This window comes from Streptomyces sp. B1I3 (assembly GCF_030816615.1).
Classification (GTDB): Bacteria; Actinomycetota; Actinomycetes; order Streptomycetales; family Streptomycetaceae; genus Streptomyces.
The window spans coordinates 969,431-987,027 of record NZ_JAUSYD010000001.1 but is presented as its reverse complement, the minus strand read 5'-3'; the positions used below and the strand labels follow the sequence as shown (position 1 = coordinate 987,027).

The window sequence follows — 17,597 nt, the reverse complement described above, 5'->3', positions numbered from 1 at the left end:
CCAGCCCGGAACCCGTACCGGAGCCCGAACCCTCGCCGCAGCCGGCGGGCTAGGCCGACCGCGTCCTGTCAGGCGGCCGGAACCGGACGCGCCCGGCGCCCCTCAGCCCGGTCGACGGCCGTCAGGGTGCGGGCGGCCCGCGCTCACGGCGCGGGCCGGTCATCAGGGCGCGGGCCGGCCGCCGGGGCTACCGGCGGCCGCCCAGGCCCGTCAGCGCGTCGGCGTGCTCCAGCCCGCTCTCCAGCGCCACCGAGTCCAGCGACTGCGCGTCACGGACCGGGGCGAAGCGCAGTGCCGCTCCGTCCGGCCCGCCGGAGAAGCCGTACACGGCGGGCCTCGGGAGGCTGTTGTAGGCCCAGGGGGTGGAGAAGTAGTACGCGCCCGTGTCGTACAGGACGACGTAGTCGCCCTCCCGGAGTTCGGGCAGCTCCCGGCCGTGAGCCACCACGTCCCCGGCGAAACAGCAGGGCCCGGCGATGTCCTGGACCATCGGCGGGCGCTCCCCGGGGGAGCCGTCCGCGTCGAAGACCCCGACCCGCAGCGGCCAGGCGTCGGGCATGAGGACCGTACGGGTGGCGATCTGGGCCCCGGCGTGGGTGAGCGCGATGCGGCGACCGCCCGCTTCCTTGGTGTACTCCACGCGTGCCCCGATGAACCCGTTCTTGGCCAGCAGCGATCTGCCGAACTCGGTGACCAGGTCGTAGCGGCCGTCGAAGAGTCCGGGAGCCGCTGCCCGGAGCGCGGCCACGTAGTCCGTGAAGGCGGGGCGGACCTCGTCGCCGGCGAAGTTGACCGGCAGTCCGCCGCCGATGTCGATACCGGTGATCCGCCGGGCCCCCACCGACTCGTTGATCTCCTCGGCCAGCCTGTACGTCTCGGCGATTCCCTCCGCGATGAGCTCCAGCGGGCATCCCTGGGATCCGACATGCGCGTGGAGCCTGGTCAGCCAGGAACGCTCCGCGAATGCCCGTACGACCTGCTCGCGGGCGCCCGGATCCCGCAGGGCCACACCGAACTTGGATGTGGCCGTCGCGGTGCTCATCGCCCCGATGGAACCCCCTCCCACCTGCGGGTTGACCCGTAGCCCGAGTACGGACGACGAGCCGGGGGAGCGCAGCTCCTCGATGCGCCTGAGCTCGCCCGGACTGTCGGCGTTCACCGCCACACCGAGCGCCAGCGCCAGCCGCAGTTCCTCACGGGTCTTGGCCGGGGAGTCCAGGACGATCCGTTCCGGCGCGAACCCGGCCTCGACGGCGAGGCGCAGCTCGCCGGGGCTCGCCACCTCGCAGCCCATGCCGCAGTCGGCGAGCAGTCGCAGCACCGGAACGAGGGAGGCGGCCTTCGCCGCGAAGGTGTGGAGGACGGGCGTGCCCGGCACCGCGGCGAAGGCGTCCATCAGCGCGGTGACGGAGTCCCGCACGCCGTCCACGTCGAGGAAGCCGGCCACGGGCTGCTGCTCACCGAGCAGCCCGTCGGCCACGGCCCTGCGGACCGCCCCGTCGAACCGTGCTGTGCGCGGAGCACACGGGGAGCCCGTCGCGGTGGTCCCGGAAGGCGCGGTGCTTACGGAATTCGCGGTCGTCCCGGAAGGCGCGGTGACCCCGGAATTCGTCGATGTCATACGGCGAGAGTCGTTGATGGGAACCCCCCGGGTCTTTGTCGCGAAGGACAAGACTGGCGCCAAACCGTGGCCGGACGTACAACCCCCGGATGAACGTGCCGTCAACCGGTCACATGTCACCCGTCAGGCGCACCGCGAGCGCGAGCAGCAGCCGGGTGTCGGGGTCGTCCAGATCGATGCCGAAACGCTCCTGCGCGCGACGCACGCGGTAGCGCAGGGTATTGGGATGGACGACGAGCCGCTGTGCCGCCCGCACCACGTCACCCGAGGCGTCGAGGTACGCGGCGAGCGACCGGACCAGCGCGCCCCCCGCCGCCAGATCGGTGCGTACGAGGTCGTGCACCGGCCCCGTACCCGACTCCCACAACGGCCTCACCGTGTCCAGTACGCGCAGGACGTCGAGGCCCGGTCCGGCCTCCGCGGGCCCGGCGTGACGTATCACCGCGCCGGTCCCGTCCGTCCTACCCGCCCGGTCCCGCCGCTCCCGCTCGCGCAGGAACCGCACCACCAGGGCCGCCTCCTCGCAGGAGACGGCCGCTTCGGCGGCGGACGGGACGACGCGCCCGGCCCCTGCCCGTACGGGCACACCACCGGGCAGTGAGGACGCCAGGTCGGCCAGTTCCCGGGCGAGGCCGAGGACCTCGCGGTCCTGATCGGTGCCCACCACGGGCAGCAGGACGAGCAGCCGCTCGGCCTCGCGCAGCGCCAGGGCGCCGGAGCGGTACGACGACGCCTGCAGGGCCAGTACGTCCAGCGTGCGCCGTGCGGAAGGCCAGGTCCCGGCGTCCGGCGACGGGGAGCCACCGGCGGGCGGTCGCGAGCCTCGGGCCGGCTGCGGGCCCTGCCCCGGTGGCCGTGAGCTCCCGGCCGGCTCCGCGATCACCACCGCGCACGGGGTTTCGGGCGGCAGCCCCAGCGACCACGCGTGGGTGCGCCCGTCACCGTGTCCGTACAGCAGGCCCCGCAGGGCGTCGTCCCGACGGCGTACGGCCCCGCTCTCCCGCAGCCGGTGCCGTACGAGGTGCGGAGCGGCGGCCTCGGCGGCGCGTCGCAGGGCGTCCCCGGCCTGCGGAGAGAGGCTGCGACCGTCCGCCGCCGCCCAGATCGAGCCCAGCACCTCGGGCCCGTTGCGGACTGCGACCACCAGCCGCTCGGGGCTGTCTCCGTCGGCAGGGCGGCTGATCACGTCCCGCGAGGTCCACAGTGCCCGCAGCACCCCGCTGCGCCGCAGCTCCGCGATCCGCCACTGCGGCACCCGGCCGCCCAGGATCGTGGACCGGCGCACGCCGTCGGCCTCCGGCAGGGTCGCCGAGTGGGCCAGGACGCGGAACGAGGTGTCCTCGATGGTGATCGAGCCACCCGTGTACGCGGCGATGGCCGAGGCCAGCGCGTCCAGGCCGTCGACGTGCGGCTGAGCGTCCTCCTCGGCGCCGGTCCCCGCCGCGGCGAGTGCCAGGGCGGAGCGCAGCAACGCGGCGGTGTCGCTCCAGTCGGTCCACGCCGCACGCACCAGCAGCGCGATCCCCGACTCCTCCGCTGCGGCCAGGACCTCCGCCGCCGCGGGCACACCTTCCGTGTCCCGCAGCACCACGGCGCAGGCACCGCGCCCGGCCGCCTCCCGCACGGGTCCAGCGGCCTTCGCCGACGCCGCGGACGGTCCGACGGCCAGGACGACCCGCGCGGCGGCGGACAGCTCCGCCACCTCGTCGCCGAAGACCACACCCCGGACCGTCACGTCCGGTCCGGCGGGAGCCAGCAGCAACCTCAGCGTGCCCGCGTCGTCATGGGCGAGGAGCCGGCGGAGCGTGGTCCCGGGCGCAGGTTCGCCGGTGGGCGGGCTGCTGGTCACGGGCCGAGCATACGAGGGCCGGGCGGGTCAGCCGGCGGGGACCTCCGACCTGTCGTCGCCCCACAGCGTGTGGAACGAGCCCTCGCGGTCGGTGCGCCGGTAGGTGTGTGCCCCGAAGAAGTCGCGCTGGCCCTGGGTGAGCGCCGCGGGCAGCCGGTCGGCGCGCAGTCCGTCGTAGTACGAGAGCGCCGCGGCGAAGCCGGGGGTGGGCACCCCCTGCCGTACGGCTTCGGCGATCACCGTGCGCCAGTCGTCCTGCGCCGCGCCGATCTCCTGGGCGAACTGCTGGTCGGAGAGGAGGCTCAGCAGGTCGGGACGGCTGTCGTACGCCGAGCGGATCCGGTCCAGGAAGGCCGCGCGGATGATGCACCCCGCCCGCCAGATCCCTGCCACCGCCCCGAGGTCGATGTCCCAGTCGTACGCCTCGCTGCCCGCCCTGATCTGATGGAACCCCTGCGTGTAGGAGACGATCTTGGACGCGTACAGGGCCTGCTCGACCCGGTCCGCGAAGGCCGCCGCCCCCTCCTCGCCCAGCGGGGTGGCCGACGGCCCCGGCAGGCCGCGGGCCGCCTCCCGCAGGTCGGCGTGCCCGGACAGGGAGCGTGCGAAGACCGCCTCGGCGATACCGGACACCGGCACGCCCAGGTCGAGCGCGATCTGCACCGTCCAGCGGCCGGTGCCCTTCTGCTCCGCCCGGTCCTGCACGACGTCGACGAACGGGGTGCCGGTGACCGCGTCCGTGTGGGCGAGCACCTCGGCCGTGATCTCGATGAGGTAGGAGTCCAGGCGCCCGGTGTTCCAGCTGCGGAAGGTCTCCGCGATCTGTTCGGGGGAGTAGCCGGCGACGGCGCGCAGCAGGTGGTACGCCTCCGCGATGAGCTGCATGTCGGCGTACTCGATGCCGTTGTGGACCATCTTCACGAAGTGACCCGCGGCGTCCGGCCCGATGTGGGTGGTGCAGGGGGTCCCGTCCTTCGCCTTGGCCGCGATCTTCTCCAGCATCGGGCCCAGCGAGGCGTACGACTCCTCGGAGCCGCCCGGCATGATGCTCGGCCCGTTCAATGCGCCTTCCTCGCCCCCGGAGATGCCCACGCCCACGAAGTGGATGCCGCGCTCGCGCAGCTCCTTCTCGCGGCGCCGGGTGTCCTCGAAGTGGGCGTTGCCGCCGTCGATGACGACGTCGCCCTCTTCCAGGAGAGGGGCGAACTCCTTGATCACGGCGTCGGTCGGTTCTCCGGCCTTCACCATGATCACGAGGCGGCGGGGGCGTTCCAGAGCGGCGACGAACTCTTCGGGAGTGTGCGCGGCGACGAACGTGCCCTCCTCGCCGAACTTCTTGACCAGGGCGTCGGTCTTCGCGGTGGTGCGGTTGTGCACGGCGACGGTGAAGCCGTTGCGGGCGAAGTTACGGGCGAGGTTGCGGCCCATGACCGCCAGTCCTGTGACGCCGATCTGCGCAGTGCCGCTCATCTGTGTGCTCCTGCAATCTGCCCGGGCGGGCTGGGGGGAAGAGGGAGGGGAAGGGGCGGGGACCTATGGGGCGGGCCGGGGAGGGAATACCGGGAGGAGACCGATGGGCGGGCCCTCCGGACGGAAACCGGGCCGGCAGGTGGGAGGGGAACCCTGTGCGGGCGGGCCGGAGAGGTGGCAGGGGCGCGGGGCCGGAACGGAGGGCCGGTCAGAGGTACGGGGCCGGGGGACGGAGCGTTCAGTACGTCTGCTCATCCCCTGTCTCGGGGATCACATGCATCGCCGCTTCCTCCGCGGACGCCGCCGCACCGTCGACGCCGACGTCCTGGGCGGTGAGCGTGGCCTCGACGTGGCCGTCGCCCTGCTGGGTGAGCCGGCCGGCACGGTCGGTGCCCACTTCCGTGTCGTAGAGCTCGCCGTCACCGTCCGCCAGATCTCCCAGACCGTCGCCGGGGGAGTCGTCCCCTTCGGGTACCTCCCTGGTCAGACGGGTGTCGAGGGATTCGCGGGCCTGCTGCTCCGACGCGGTGGTGCCTTCGTCGTCGACGGCCCACGGACGGTCGGGCGGGGAGTACCCCTCGTCCAGGAGGTCGGAGACCCCCGTCGTGTCCAGGGTGTCCTCCAGATCGAGCCGGTCGTCCCGGTCGAAGGCCTCCGGTTCCTGGGGCTGGTAGACGTCGTCCCCCCGGTCGGTGTCGGTCATGGTGCGTCCCTTCCGGTCCGGTGTGGACGGCGCTTCCACCGCGTCGCGGGGTGCCGGGTTCCTCACGCCCCTTTCCGTGTCCCTGTACGCAATTCCACTCCGGTCCTGCCAGGGGCGCAACGGAAGCCCCTTCCTCCATGACTGTGACACCGAATCAGATGACAATGAAAACGATTATCGATAGCGTGTGTTCGTCGGGCCCGGCGGTCCCTCTTCGAGGGGTGACCTACGCCTGCCCGCATTCCCGACGGCACTGTGAGAAGGGGGAGCTCGTGGCTCACCTGTTGGTGGTCGAAAGCTGGGTCGGATCGATGAGCAGGCTGCTGCCCCGGGCCCTGGGCGAGGGTGGGCACGAATTCACCTTCCTCACCCGCGACCTGCACCACTACCTCCGCGCCGCACCGGAGGGAACGGACCACCCGCTGCTCACGGCCCGTAACGTCGTCACGGCGCAGACCAACGAGGTCGATGCGCTGCTCGCCCAGGTCGAGCGACTGCACGGGGCGATGGGCTTCGACGGAGTGATCACCTCCTGCGACTACTACCTGCCGACTGCCGCCCGGATCGCCGCCCGGCTCGGCCTGCCGGGCCCCGCCGCCGAAGCGATCGAGAACGCCTGCCGCAAGGACGCGACCCGCCGCGTCCTGGCCGCCGCAGGGGTACCAGGCCCCCGTTTCGCCGTCTGTACGGACGCGGACGCCGCCCTGGAGGCGGCCGGGGACATCGGCTACCCGCTGGTCGTCAAGCCGGTCGACCTGTGCGCGGGCATGCTCGTACGCCGGGTGGACGACGCGGCGCAGCTCTCCGCGGCCTGCGCCGCCCTGGCGGCGTTCCCCCGCAACGCGCGCGGCCAGCACCGTGCTCCCCACGTCCTGCTCGAGGAGTACCTGCACGGGCCCGAGGTGAGCGTCGAGACCGTGTCGTACCGAGGCGTCACCCATGTCGTGGGGGTGACGGACAAGAGTGTCGGCGGAGCGCCGGCCTTCGTCGAGACCGGCCACATGTTCCCCGCCGCCCTCGACGCGGAGGATCGCGCCGCCGCCACCGACACCGCCGTACGCGCCGGGACCGCGCTCGGGCTCGACGACGTCGTCGCGCACACCGAGATCAAGCTGACCTCGGGCGGGCCCCGGGTCGTCGAGGTCAACCCCCGTCCCGCGGGCAACCGCATCACCGAACTGGTCCGCCATGTCACCGGCATCGACCTCGCCGCGGCCTGCGTCGACGTGGCGCTCGGCCGCGAACCGGACCTGCGGCGGAGGGACACGGGTCTGCACAGCGCCGCCATCGGGTTCCTGGTCCCCGACACCGCGGGCACCCTCGCGTCCGTCGAGGGGGCCGCGGGGGTGCACGAGGGCGAAGGAGTGCTGGAGGTACGACTGGCCGAACCGGGTCGCAGGATCGAGGCGGCGGACAGCAACAACGCCTACCTGGGGCACATCATGGCGGGCGACCCGGCCGGCCTCGGCGCCCGTGACCGTGTCGAGGCACTGCTCGCCGGAGTGCGACCCCGGCTGGTGCGCTCATGACGACGAACCTGCACACCGACGCATCGGGCACCAGCACCCCGCCCCCCGACGCATCCCACATCAGCACCCCGAGCATCGACACCCGCCACACCAGTACCTCGCGCCCCGACTCCCCGGGCACCGGTATCCCAGGCTTCGACACGCTGGACGAGCTCGTGGAACACGCACTGGCCGGGGGGCTCGGTCCCGACCCGCGCACCCGCCGTATCGCCGTCGCCTTCACGACCTCCCAAGCCGTCCGGCACGACGGGCGGCGCGGCGGATATCGCAACGAGGTCCTCAGCCTCCGCCTCGGCCGGGCCGTCGGATCCTGCGCCGTCGAACCCGGCGCGCTCCCCGGCACCACGGTCGAATCCTGTGCGGGCACCGACGTCGCGACGCTCCTCGCCCACCCGCTGCCGCCTGTCCGCGTCGCGGCTCTGGACGCCTACCTGATGGACGTCCTGCCGCACACCCCGGACAACGGGGCGGAGCCGGTGGCCGTCGCCGCGGGAACCTCGCTGGAGCGTTCACGGGCGCGGGCCACTGCCGTCGTCGATCTCGTGCAGGTCCCTCCCGGCGGCACCGTACTCCTCGTCGGCGTCGTCAACTCCCTCATCGGCGAGCTCCGTTCGCGCAACCTCACCGCCGTGCCGTGCGACCTGAAGGGCGGCACCACCGAGTGGGGCGAACCTGTCCGCACGGACGCCCTGGGGGAGATCGAGCACTGTGACGCGGTGCTGGCCTCCGGCATGACCCTCGGCAACGGCACCTTCGACCCCCTTCGGCGGCGCGCCCGGCAACACGGCACACCCCTGGTCATGTTCGCCCAGACCGGCAGCGCCGTACTGCCCCGCTTCCTCGGCGCGGGGGTGTCCGCGGTCTGTGCGGAGCCGTACCCCTTCTTCTGGCTCGACGGCGGACCCGGCACCATCCACCGCTACCGCGCGGACGACGGAGGCACCTCGTGACCACGGCATCGCCGCAGACCCTGACCCCCAACCGGGAACTCCTCGCCCTCCTCGGCCGCACCCCCCTGGCCAGAATCACCACGGGCCTCCCCGGGCCCCACCCGGGCTTCTGGGCCAAACTCGAAGGGCAGGCCGTCGGCGGCATGAAGGCCCGCGCAGCCGTTTCCATGCTCCTCGGCGCCGAGGAACGCGGCGAACTGCGCCCCGGTGCACCGGTCGTGGAGTCGACATCCGGCACCCTCGGCATAGGCCTCGCCTTCGCCGGACAGGCTCTCGGCCACCCTGTCGTCCTGGTGGGCGACAGCGAACTCGAGCCCTCCATGCGGCAGTTGCTCCGTGCCTACGGTGCCCGGCTGGAGATCGTCGACCGGCCCGCCCGGCAAGGCGGATGGCAGGGTGCCCGGCTGGAGCGCCTGCACGACCTGCTCGGCAGCCTGCCCGGCGCGTACTGGCCCGACCAGTACAACAACCCGGACAACACGGCGGGTTACGCGTCCCTCGCCGCCGAACTCGCCACCCAGCTGGACCACCTCGACATCCTCGTGTGCAGCGTCGGCACCGGTGGACACAGCGCAGGGATCGCCGGACCGCTGCGCAGGCACTGGCCGGCGCTGCGCATCGTCGCCGTCGACTCCACCGGATCGACCATCTTCGGCCAGCCCGCCGCGCCCCGGCTCATGCGCGGACTCGGCAGCAGCATCCATCCGCGCAACGTCGCCTACGAGGCCTTCGACGAGGTCCACTGGCTCGGTGCGGCGGAGGCGGCCGACGCGTGCAGACGCCTCGCCCGCGGCAACTTCGTCAGCGGTGGATGGAGCACCGGCGCCGTCGCACGCGTCGCCGCCTGGGCGGCGCGCACCCACCCCGGCGCCGCCGTCGCCACCGTCTTCCCCGACGGACCGCACCGCTACCTCGGCTCCGTCTTCGACGACGACTTCGCGACCGCCCACCGCCTGGCCCCCGACCGGGCCGCCACCCGCCCCGTCGACGTCCCGCACCCGCGCGCCGCCCAGTCCCGCGGCTGGGCCAGGTGCACCACCGTCACCGACCCACTGGCGGAACGTCCGGAAAGGCAGCCGTGAACACCACGCAGCGCACCGTGCGGCTCGTACTCGCCGAGCCGCTGCGCATCTCGCGCTCCACCATGACCTCCCGCGACGCCGTGTGCCTGACCGTGGAACACGAAGGGCTGAGCGGCCACGGGGAGGCCGTCACCAGCGTCTTCTACGGACTCGACACCCGCACCCTGCAACGGCTCCTGGCCCAGGCCGCCGGACGGCTCGCCCGCTTCGCCGGACCGGAGACCGCACTGCACGCCCTGCGCGTCGGTGACCTCGCCACCGATGGGACACCGGCCGCGGTGACCGCCGCCGTCGAGGCCGCCCTCCTGGACCTGGTGGGCAAACGCACAGCGACGGCCGTCCACCGGTTCCTCGGTGCGCCCGTGGCCCCCAGGGCCGCCACCGCCCGCACCGTCTCCCTCACGTCCCCGGGCAGGGCTGCGGCCCAGGCCCGCCGGCTGGCGGACGCGGGCTTCTCCGTCATCAAGATCAAGGCCGGTGACCGTGACGAGGACGCCGACCTGGACCGGGTACGCGCCGTCCGGGCGGCGGCCCCCGCCGCCCGGCTCCTCCTCGACCCCAACGGTGCCTGGTCCGCCGGACAGGCGCGCACGCTCCTGCCCCGTTTCGCCGCGCTCGGCATCGAAGCCGTGGAACAGCCCCTCGCCCCCGGCGACCCGGAAGCCCTCGCGCGACTCGCCGCCCGATCACCCGTGCCGGTCATCGCCGACGAGGACGCGGTCACCTACGCGGACGCCCAGCGGCTCGCCGGGCGCGTGCACGGGATCAACGTCAAACTCGCCAAGTGCGGTGGCGTCCACGCCGCACTGCGCATCGCCGCCCTGATCGACGGCAGCGGCACCGACCTCATGCTCGGCTGCCTGACCGCCAGCACGCTCGGTATCGCACCCGCGGTCCACATCGCCGACCGCGCCCGCTGGGTCGACCTCGACGGGCACCTCCTGCTCGCCCACGACCCCTGGACCGGCATCGGCGGCGCCGACGGCTTCGTCGGGACGACCGGGCAGCCGGGGCTCGGCGTACGGCCCCGCGCAGCGGCCGGCCCCGGCGCGTCAGCCGGAGCGGCAGCCGACGGCCCGGACGGTGGCCGGGTCGCGCAGCACCGGGGCGTGGCGTCGTGAGCACCTGGCACGAGATCCGGAGCTTCCCGCTCGCCATCCGGCTGCTGCTGGTCAACCAGCTCGGCGTCAACACCGGCTTCTACCTGCTCATCCCCTACCTCGCCACCCACCTCGGTGACGACCTCGGGATGCCGGCGGCCGTCGTCGGCATCGTGCTCGGTGTGCGCAACCTGAGTCAGCAAGGCCTCTTCCTCATAGGCGGCTCGGCGGCCGACCGGCTCGGGGCCCGCGGTGTCATCATCGCCGGCTGCGCGATACGCACCGTCGGCTTCGCCCTGTTCGCCCTCGGCGACGGACTGCCCGTCCTGCTCGCCGCCTCGGTGCTCAGCGGACTGGCCGGGGCCCTGTTCAACCCCGCCGTCCGCACCTACCTCGCCCAGGAGGCGGGCGAGCGCGGGGCCGAGGCGTTCGCGCTCTTCAACGTCTTCGCCACCACCGGCGCCCTCCTCGGTCCCCTCCTGGGCAGCGCCCTGCTGCTCGTCGACTTCCGGGCCTCGGCACTCACCGCCGCCGCTGTCTTCGCGCTGCTCACCGTGGCCCAGGCCCTGGTGCTGCCCGCCCGGGAGGCCCCTCCCGCCACCGGCAGCGTCACCGGGGACTGGCGGGAAGCCGTCGGCAACCGTGCCTTCCTCGCCTTCGCCCTGGCCATGACCGGCATGTTCACCCTGGAGAACCAGCTCTACCTGCTGCTGCCCGCCGGAGTCCGGCAGGCCACCGGCTGGGACGGTGCGGCCGGACTCGTCTTCCTCGTCGGAACGCTCGCCGGTCTCGCCCTGCAACTGCGCATCACCCGCACGCTGAAGGGCCGCGGCAGCAGGGCCCGATGGATGGCCGCGGGCGTCGGCCTGATGGCCCTGGCCTTCGTACCGCCCATGGCGGTGGCCGGCACGGACGTCCCCCCGTCCGGCACCACGGACGCCGTCCTGCGCGCACTGCCCGTCCTGGCCGGAGCCCTCCTGCTCCACCTCGGGATCATGACCGCGCAGCCGTTCGTCATGGAACTGATCCCCGGCTTCGGACGGCCCGAGCTGACGGGCACGTACTTCGGCATCTTCTACGCCGTCTCCGGCATCGCGGCGGCCGTCGGGAACACCGCTGTCGGCTGGGCCATGGACGCGGCCGAGCGCGGCGGAACGGGAGGCGCGGCCGCGCTCCTGCCGTGGGCCTGCTGTCTCACCCTGGGGCTCGTCTCGGCGGGCGGAGTGGCATGGCTGCACCGCGTCGGCACATTGCCCCCGGCCCGTCCCGCACCCGTACCGGTGCCGGCATGACAGACAGGACGGGGAACCACCTCACCGACCGCCCGGAACTGTACGAGGCCCGCTTCCCCGACCCCGGCCGGCTCGCCGGCCGCTGGACGGAGGACTGCCTGCGCCGGTACGGGGCAGGCCCGCGGGTCCTGGACCTCGGCTGCGGCACCGGCCGCGACGCGGCCCACCTGCACCGTGCGGGACGCCGCGTCACGGCGGCCGACCTCTCCGACACGATGCTCACCCACGCCCGCGCCCACCACCCCGGACCGGTGTACACCCGGGCCGACCTCAGCCAATTCGATTTCGGGCAGCAGGCGTTCGACGCCGTGGTGTGCCTGGACAGTTCGCTGCTCTACTGCCACACGAACCGGCAGCTCGACGGCTTCATGGCCTCCTGCCGCCGCGCCCTGGCTCCCGGTGGGCTGCTGGTCGCGGAGATGCGCAACGGCGCGTACTTCCTCGGCCGCGACGAACCTCCGGGCACCACCGCCGCAGCGCGGTTCACCTTCGACGGCACCACCTACCGCTCGGTCACACGACTGCGTCTGGACCGTGGCGCCCAGCTCCTGCGCCGCACCCGCACCTGGACCGCGGACGACGGCAGCCCGCCCGTCGAGGAGAGCTCCGCCTGGCGCCTGCTCTTCCCCCAGGAACTGCGCCACCTGCTCACCGCACACGGTTTCGACGTCCTCGCCCTGCACGACGGCCCCGGGCCGCGCACCGAACCGGCCTGGAGGCCGGGCACCGCGCCCGGCACCACGGCAGACGGCGACCGTCTCCACGTCATCGCCAGGACAACCGCACACCCAGCGACAGGAGAACACCCATGACCGCATCACCCGACGAACAGCACGCCTTCCCCGGTCTGCGCAGACGGGGCTTCCTGGCCGCGGCCGGGGGAGCCGCCGCCGGAGTCGGCGGCCTCGCGCTCGCAGGGTGCTCCGGCTCCGCCTCCACCGGGAGCACCGCCGGCAAGGGGGACGGCACACCGCGGCGTGGCGGACGGCTGCGCGCCGCCTTCGCGGGGGGCGGCGCGAGCGAGACCCTCGACCCCCACCTGGGCAACCTCTTCGCCGACGCGGCCCGGGGCAAGGCCCTGTTCGACAAGCTCGCCGACTACGGCGCCGACCTGTCCGCCGAGCCACGACTGGCACAGGAGTGGGAGCCGAACGCCGCCCTCGACCGGTGGACGGTCACTCTGCGGCAGGCCGTCTTCCACGACGGGAGGCCCGTCACCGCCGCCGACGTCCTGTACAGCTACCACCGGATCGCCGACCCGAAGAAGGCCTATCGCGCCCGCGCCTCCCTCGAACCCGTCGACCTGAGGGCGAGCCGCGCGCGAGGGGAGCGGACCGTCGAATTCGTACTCAAGCGGCCGACAGCCGAGTTCCCCAACGTCATGGCCGCCTTCGGCACCCACATCGTCCCCGAGGGGGCCACCGCCTTCGACACGGACCCGGTCGGCTCGGGACCCTTCCGGTTCGTCTCCTTCACACCCGGGCGTTCCACCGTCCTACGGCGCAACGACGACCACTGGGACGGGGCTCCGTACCTCGACGAGCTCGAATTCATCGTCGCCAACGAGGAGGCTGCCCGCATCAACGCCCTCCTCGGCGGGCAGATCGAGTACGCCCACGAACTCAACCCCGCCACCGGCCGCGCCCACGAGGACGCGGGCAGCGTGGAGATTGTCCGCCTGCGCAACAGCGCCATGCAGGCCTTCGCCATGAAGACGGACCGGCCGCCCTTCGACGACCCCCGGGTCCGCCAGGCGTTCTTCCACATCGCCGGCCGCGAGGAACTGGTGGACGGTGCGCTGTCCGGCGCGGGTGACGTGGGCAACGACCTCTTCGGCAAGGGGTACGAGTACTACGCAGACGGCCTTCCGCAGCGCGAACAGGACATCACCCGCGCCCGCCACCTCCTGAAACAGGCCGGCGCGGACGGCCTGGAAGTCACCCTCGACACCTCCGCCGTCGCCGCGGGATTCACCGAAGCCGCCGGGATCTTCCGCGACCAGGCGGCACGCGCCGGAGTCACCGTCACCGTACGGATGGGCAGCAAGGACTCCTACTGGAAGGACATCCTCGACTCCGGCACCCTCTGCTGCTACCGCTCCGGAGCCATGCCCATCGAGTCCCACATCTCCCAGCGGCTGCTCACCGACTCCACCACCAACGCCACCAAGTGGCAGGACAAGAACTTCGACACCCTCTACCGACAGGCCCAGTCCACCCGGGACACGGCGGACCGGGCCGCCCTCTACGGGCGGATGCAGCGGCAACTGCACGCCGAGGGCGGGTTCCTGGTCTGGGGCTTCGGCGACTGGATCCTCGGCACCGCGCGCTCCGTACGGGGTGTCGTACGCGAAGCGCCCGCCAACACCCTGGACTGGGCCCGCTTCGACAAGGTCTGGCTGGCGTGAGCGGACCGCGCTCCTGGATCGTCCGGCGGCTGCTCCTCGGAGTCGCGCAGACCGCGGCCGTCGTGCTGCTGGTCTTCGCGCTCACCGAGGCGCTGCCGGGCGACGCGGCCGTGGCCTTCGCCGGCGACCAGCCGGACCCGGAACGCATCGCGGCCGTCCGTGAGGCGATGGGGCTCGACCGCCCCGCCCACGTCCGGCTCGCCGAATGGGCCGGGGGGATGCTGCACGGCGACTTCGGGACCTCGCTCACCTCAGGGCGGCCCGTGACCGGCTTCCTCGCCGACGGCTTCGGCCCCACCCTGCTCCTGGCGACCGCCACCGTCCTGCTCCTGGTTCCCCTCGGGGTCGGCCTCGGCGTGCTCGCCGCCCGCCGCGAGGGCCGGCTCACCGACCGGCTGATCAGCTCGGTGACCCTCGGCCTCTACGCGATCCCCGAATTCGCCCTGGGTGTCCTGCTGGTGAGCGTCTTCGCGCTGCGGCTGGGCTGGTTCCCGCCCACCGCCGTCGGTTACGGCACCGACCTGCTCGCCCACCCGGCCGCACTGGTCCTGCCCGTCCTCGTGCTGCTGGCCCGGCCGGTCTGCTCGCTGGCACGGCTGGTCAGGGCCGGAATGATCGACGCGCTCGGCGCCCCGTACACAGCCCAGGCCACGCGCTACGGCATCTCGGGCGTCCGCGTCCGATACGGGCACGCCCTGCCCAACGCCCTCGCCCCCGCAACGCAGCAGCTCGCCCGCACCATCGACTGGCTGCTGTGCGGCGTCATCGTCGTGGAGGCCCTGTACGTGATCCCCGGACTCGGCACCGTCCTCATGCACGCCGTGGCCGACCGCGACATCCCTGTGATCCAGGGCCTCGCGGTGGTCTTCGCCGTCACCACCGTCGTCCTCAACCTCGGTGCCGACCTCGTCACCCGTCGTCTGTCACCCCGGGCGGGGGTGGCGGCATGAAGCGCCCCGGCAGATACGGGCCCGGCGCCGCCGTCGCCGGAGTGCCGCTCGGCCTCGCCCTGTTCGGGCCCTTCCTCGTCGGGGAGCCGGCGATCCGCGCCGCCTCCTTCACCCTCGGCCCCGGGCACCTGCTGGGCACCGACTTCGTCGGCCGGGACGTCCTGGACCAGGTACTCCTCGGCGGCAGGCCGGTGGTGCTGGTCGCCCTCGCGGCCACCGCCCTCGCCTACCTCGTGGCCGTGCCCGTCGGGCTGATCAGCGCGCTCACCCACCGCAGGTGGCTGGAGGAGCTGCTGATGCGTCCCTTGGACGTGCTGCTCGCCGTGCCCTCTCTGCTCATGCTCCTGCTGGTCGCCGCGGCCTTTCCGCCGGGTGCCGCCGGGCTCACCCTGCTGGTCGCCTTCGTCTCCGTCCCGGACGCGGCCCGCATCGTGCGCGCCGCCGCCGCCGAGGCTGCCTCCCGGCCGGCCGTGGAGGCGCTGAGGATGCAGGGGGAGACCTGGTGGCGGCTGGCCGTCGGCTACGTCGGGCGGTCGATCCTGCGGACGCTGGCAGCCGATGCCGGGATCCGCCTGACCGGTGTGCTCTACCTCGTCGCCACAGCGGCGTTCCTCGGCATCGGAGTCGCTCCCGACGCCGCCGACTGGGCCGTGATGGTGGACCGCAACCGGACCGGGCTCTTCGTGCAGCCGTGGGCGGTCGTCGTGCCCGCCCTGCTGATCGTCGCGTTGACGACGGGCGGCAACCTGCTCGTCGACGCGGCCACGGAACTCCGCACCACTCCTGGAAGGGGCCGACGCGCATGACCGAGGAGACCGTGCCCGCCGAGACCGCCGAGACCGCCGAGACCGCCGAGACCGCCGAGACCGCCGAGACCGCCGAGACCGCCGAGACCGCCGAGAATGCTGAGACCGCCGTGCCCGCCGTGCCCGCCGTGCCCGCCGTGCCCGCCGTGCCCGCCGAGACCGCCGTGCCCGCCGAGACCTCGGGCACCGTGCTCGCCGCGATCACCGACCTGACCGTCGAGGTGGACGGACACACGCTCGTCGGCCACATCGGCCTGCGCATCCGGGCCGGAACGGTCACCGCCCTGGTCGGCGCGTCCGGAAGCGGGAAGACGACCACCGGGCTCGCCCTGCTCGGCGAGTATCCCGAGGGCGCCCGGGTGACGGGAGAGGTGGAGGTCCGGGACGCCCGCGTCGGATACGTCCCCCAGCACCCCGCGGCTGTACTCAACCCGGCCCGCCACATCGGGGCGCTCCTGCACGACCTGGCGCGGCGGCAGGTGCGTGACCTGCCCCGCGGCCGGCGCCGCGCCGCCGCGAGACAGCGGGTGGTCCAGGCGCTCGAGGACGCCCGACTCCCCGATGCGGCGCAGCTTCTGGGCCGATACCCGCATCAGCTGTCCGGAGGCCAGCAGCAGCGTGTCGTGCTGGCCCAGGCACTGCTGCTCGGCGCCCGCGTCATCGTCGCGGACGAGCCCACCACCGGGCAGGACGCCCTGACCAAGCGGCACATCACCGAACGGTTCCGGGCAGTGGCGGCACGCGGCATCGCCGTACTGCTGCTCAGCCACGACCTCGACGTCGTACGCGAACTCGCCGACGAGATCCTCGTGATGCGCGGCGGCCGCGTCGTGGAGAAGGGCCCCACGGCCGAGGTGCTGACCGCCCCCACCCACCCGTGGACCAAGGAACTCCTCGTCGAACCCAGGACGTTGCCGTACGCCGGAAGCGGGCAACCCGGTGCCGAGGTGCTGACGGTGTCCGGCCTCGTCGCCCGGCACCGGACCGGCGGCGCCCGTGTCCCCGTACTGAACGTGGACCGCCTCGCTCTCCGCAGCGGCGAATGCCTCGCCGTCGTCGGCCGTTCCGGAAGCGGCAAGACCACACTCGGCCGCTGCCTCGCAGGGCTCCACCGCGACCACGAAGGGACCGTCCTGCTCGGCGGGACGGCGTTGCCCCGAAGCCTGCGCAGCCGCACCCGCGACCAGCTCGCCGCCGTGCAGTACGTCTTCCAGGACGCCCGGGCGGCATTCGACGAACACCGGCCGGTCCTCGGTCAGGTGGCACGCACAGCCGTGCGCCTGCGCGGCCTCGGCCACCCGGAGGCGACGGCCGAGGCCCGGCGGACCCTGGCCGGCCTGGGGCTGGCGGACGACCTCGTCCGCAGACTCCCCGGACGGCTGTCCGGCGGTGAACTCCAGCGTGCCGCGCTGGCCAGGGCCCTCCTCGCGCGGCCCCGGGTCCTGGTCTGCGACGAGATCACCGCGGGTCTCGATCCGGTCGCCCGGCGCTCCCTGCTGGACCTGCTCGCCGCTCTGATCCGGCAGCACGACGGTCCGAGCGTCGTGCTGATCACCCACGACCTGGACACGGCGGCCCCAGCCACGCGCATCGCCGTGCTCGACGGTGGTGACGTGGTGGAGCAGGGCACCAGGGACGAGGTTCTGACGGCTCCCCGGCACCCGTTCACGGCCTCCCTGCTCACCGCGTCGGCGTACGGGGGCGCCCTGCGTCGCTGAAGCGGAATCCGCACCACCCGGGCGGACGTACACTCGGCCCATGGGTCGTACCGTCGCCACAGGGAAGTGCCCGCACAGGGCCGCCTCCGGTGCGCCCGCGAGCTGCCGCATCGCCCCGCA

At 73.4% G+C, this 17,597-nt stretch carries 14 protein-coding genes; 10 read left to right on the top strand and 4 right to left on the bottom strand.

What is annotated here, in order from left to right:
- Positions 1-187: 187 nt before the first annotated feature.
- The 4 genes from QFZ58_RS04875 to QFZ58_RS04860 all read right to left on the bottom strand — a co-directional run bounded on the left by QFZ58_RS04875 (position 188) and on the right by QFZ58_RS04860 (position 5,643).
- Positions 188-1,621, bottom strand: a complete 1,434-nt coding sequence (locus QFZ58_RS04875; RefSeq protein WP_307123651.1) for a diaminopimelate decarboxylase — start codon at positions 1,619-1,621, stop codon at positions 188-190.
- Between the two features lie 109 nt (positions 1,622-1,730).
- Entirely contained in the window at positions 1,731-3,470 is a 1,740-nt protein-coding gene (locus QFZ58_RS04870) for a CdaR family transcriptional regulator (protein ID WP_307123650.1), read from the bottom strand.
- A 27-nt stretch (positions 3,471-3,497) separates the two neighbouring features.
- Positions 3,498-4,940 carry an NADP-dependent phosphogluconate dehydrogenase gene (gndA, locus tag QFZ58_RS04865; RefSeq protein ID WP_307123649.1) on the bottom strand — a complete coding sequence of 481 codons (1,443 nt, stop codon included), beginning with the start codon at positions 4,938-4,940 and terminating at the stop codon, positions 3,498-3,500.
- A gap of 238 nt (positions 4,941-5,178) precedes the next feature.
- Positions 5,179-5,643: a DUF5709 domain-containing protein gene (locus QFZ58_RS04860; protein WP_307123648.1), complete on the bottom strand. Its 465-nt coding sequence runs from the start codon at positions 5,641-5,643 to the stop codon at positions 5,179-5,181.
- A 272-nt stretch (positions 5,644-5,915) separates the two neighbouring features.
- Between QFZ58_RS04860 and QFZ58_RS04855 the strand changes: the two genes are divergently transcribed.
- Genes QFZ58_RS04855 through QFZ58_RS04810 form a run of 10 tightly spaced genes read left to right on the top strand, consistent with a single transcriptional unit; the run spans position 5,916 to position 17,477 of the window.
- Positions 5,916-7,172, top strand: a complete 1,257-nt coding sequence (locus QFZ58_RS04855) for an ATP-grasp domain-containing protein (protein WP_307123647.1) — start codon at positions 5,916-5,918, stop codon at positions 7,170-7,172.
- Entirely contained in the window at positions 7,169-8,122 is a 954-nt protein-coding gene (locus tag QFZ58_RS04850) for a Rossmann-like domain-containing protein (protein WP_307123646.1), read from the top strand. The genes QFZ58_RS04855 and QFZ58_RS04850 overlap by 4 nt, the downstream gene beginning before the upstream one ends.
- A complete protein-coding gene (locus tag QFZ58_RS04845) occupies positions 8,119-9,204 on the top strand; it encodes a PLP-dependent cysteine synthase family protein (RefSeq protein WP_307123645.1) in 1,086 nt (361 codons plus the stop codon). The genes QFZ58_RS04850 and QFZ58_RS04845 overlap by 4 nt, the downstream gene beginning before the upstream one ends.
- A complete protein-coding gene (locus tag QFZ58_RS04840; protein ID WP_307123644.1) occupies positions 9,201-10,325 on the top strand; it encodes an enolase C-terminal domain-like protein in 1,125 nt (374 codons plus the stop codon). Before QFZ58_RS04845 ends, QFZ58_RS04840 begins: the two co-directional genes overlap by 4 nt.
- Complete coding sequence (locus QFZ58_RS04835) at positions 10,322-11,596, top strand: MFS transporter (RefSeq protein WP_307123643.1); 1,275 nt, start codon at positions 10,322-10,324, stop codon at positions 11,594-11,596. The genes QFZ58_RS04840 and QFZ58_RS04835 overlap by 4 nt, the downstream gene beginning before the upstream one ends.
- The gene (locus QFZ58_RS04830; protein WP_307123642.1) at positions 11,593-12,408 is read left to right on the top strand and encodes a bifunctional 2-polyprenyl-6-hydroxyphenol methylase/3-demethylubiquinol 3-O-methyltransferase UbiG; all 816 of its coding nucleotides are present in this window, start codon (positions 11,593-11,595) and stop codon (positions 12,406-12,408) included. Before QFZ58_RS04835 ends, QFZ58_RS04830 begins: the two co-directional genes overlap by 4 nt.
- On the top strand, positions 12,405-14,003 hold the full coding sequence (locus tag QFZ58_RS04825) for an ABC transporter substrate-binding protein (RefSeq protein ID WP_307123641.1): 1,599 nt from the start codon (positions 12,405-12,407) through the stop codon (positions 14,001-14,003). Before QFZ58_RS04830 ends, QFZ58_RS04825 begins: the two co-directional genes overlap by 4 nt.
- Positions 14,000-14,953: an ABC transporter permease gene (locus QFZ58_RS04820; RefSeq protein WP_307123640.1), complete on the top strand. Its 954-nt coding sequence runs from the start codon at positions 14,000-14,002 to the stop codon at positions 14,951-14,953. Before QFZ58_RS04825 ends, QFZ58_RS04820 begins: the two co-directional genes overlap by 4 nt.
- Positions 14,950-15,759: an ABC transporter permease subunit gene (locus QFZ58_RS04815; protein WP_307123639.1), complete on the top strand. Its 810-nt coding sequence runs from the start codon at positions 14,950-14,952 to the stop codon at positions 15,757-15,759. Before QFZ58_RS04820 ends, QFZ58_RS04815 begins: the two co-directional genes overlap by 4 nt.
- Entirely contained in the window at positions 15,756-17,477 is a 1,722-nt protein-coding gene (locus QFZ58_RS04810) for an ABC transporter ATP-binding protein (RefSeq protein ID WP_307123638.1), read from the top strand. Before QFZ58_RS04815 ends, QFZ58_RS04810 begins: the two co-directional genes overlap by 4 nt.
- Positions 17,478-17,597: the final 120 nt, after the last annotated feature.

Bases quoted from the DNA above. Each gene is read 5' to 3' on its own strand.
- QFZ58_RS04875 (WP_307123651.1), bottom strand. From the start codon at position 1,621: ATGACATCGACGAATTCCGGGGTCACCGCGCCTTCCGGGACGACCGCG.
- QFZ58_RS04815 (WP_307123639.1), top strand. From the start codon at position 14,950: ATGAAGCGCCCCGGCAGATACGGGCCCGGCGCCGCCGTCGCCGGAGTG.
- QFZ58_RS04850 (WP_307123646.1), top strand. From the start codon at position 7,169: ATGACGACGAACCTGCACACCGACGCATCGGGCACCAGCACCCCGCCC.
- QFZ58_RS04860 (WP_307123648.1), bottom strand. From the start codon at position 5,643: ATGACCGACACCGACCGGGGGGACGACGTCTACCAGCCCCAGGAACCG.
- QFZ58_RS04810 (WP_307123638.1), top strand. From the start codon at position 15,756: ATGACCGAGGAGACCGTGCCCGCCGAGACCGCCGAGACCGCCGAGACC.
- gndA (WP_307123649.1), bottom strand. From the start codon at position 4,940: ATGAGCGGCACTGCGCAGATCGGCGTCACAGGACTGGCGGTCATGGGC.
- QFZ58_RS04830 (WP_307123642.1), top strand. From the start codon at position 11,593: ATGACAGACAGGACGGGGAACCACCTCACCGACCGCCCGGAACTGTAC.
- QFZ58_RS04825 (WP_307123641.1), top strand. From the start codon at position 12,405: ATGACCGCATCACCCGACGAACAGCACGCCTTCCCCGGTCTGCGCAGA.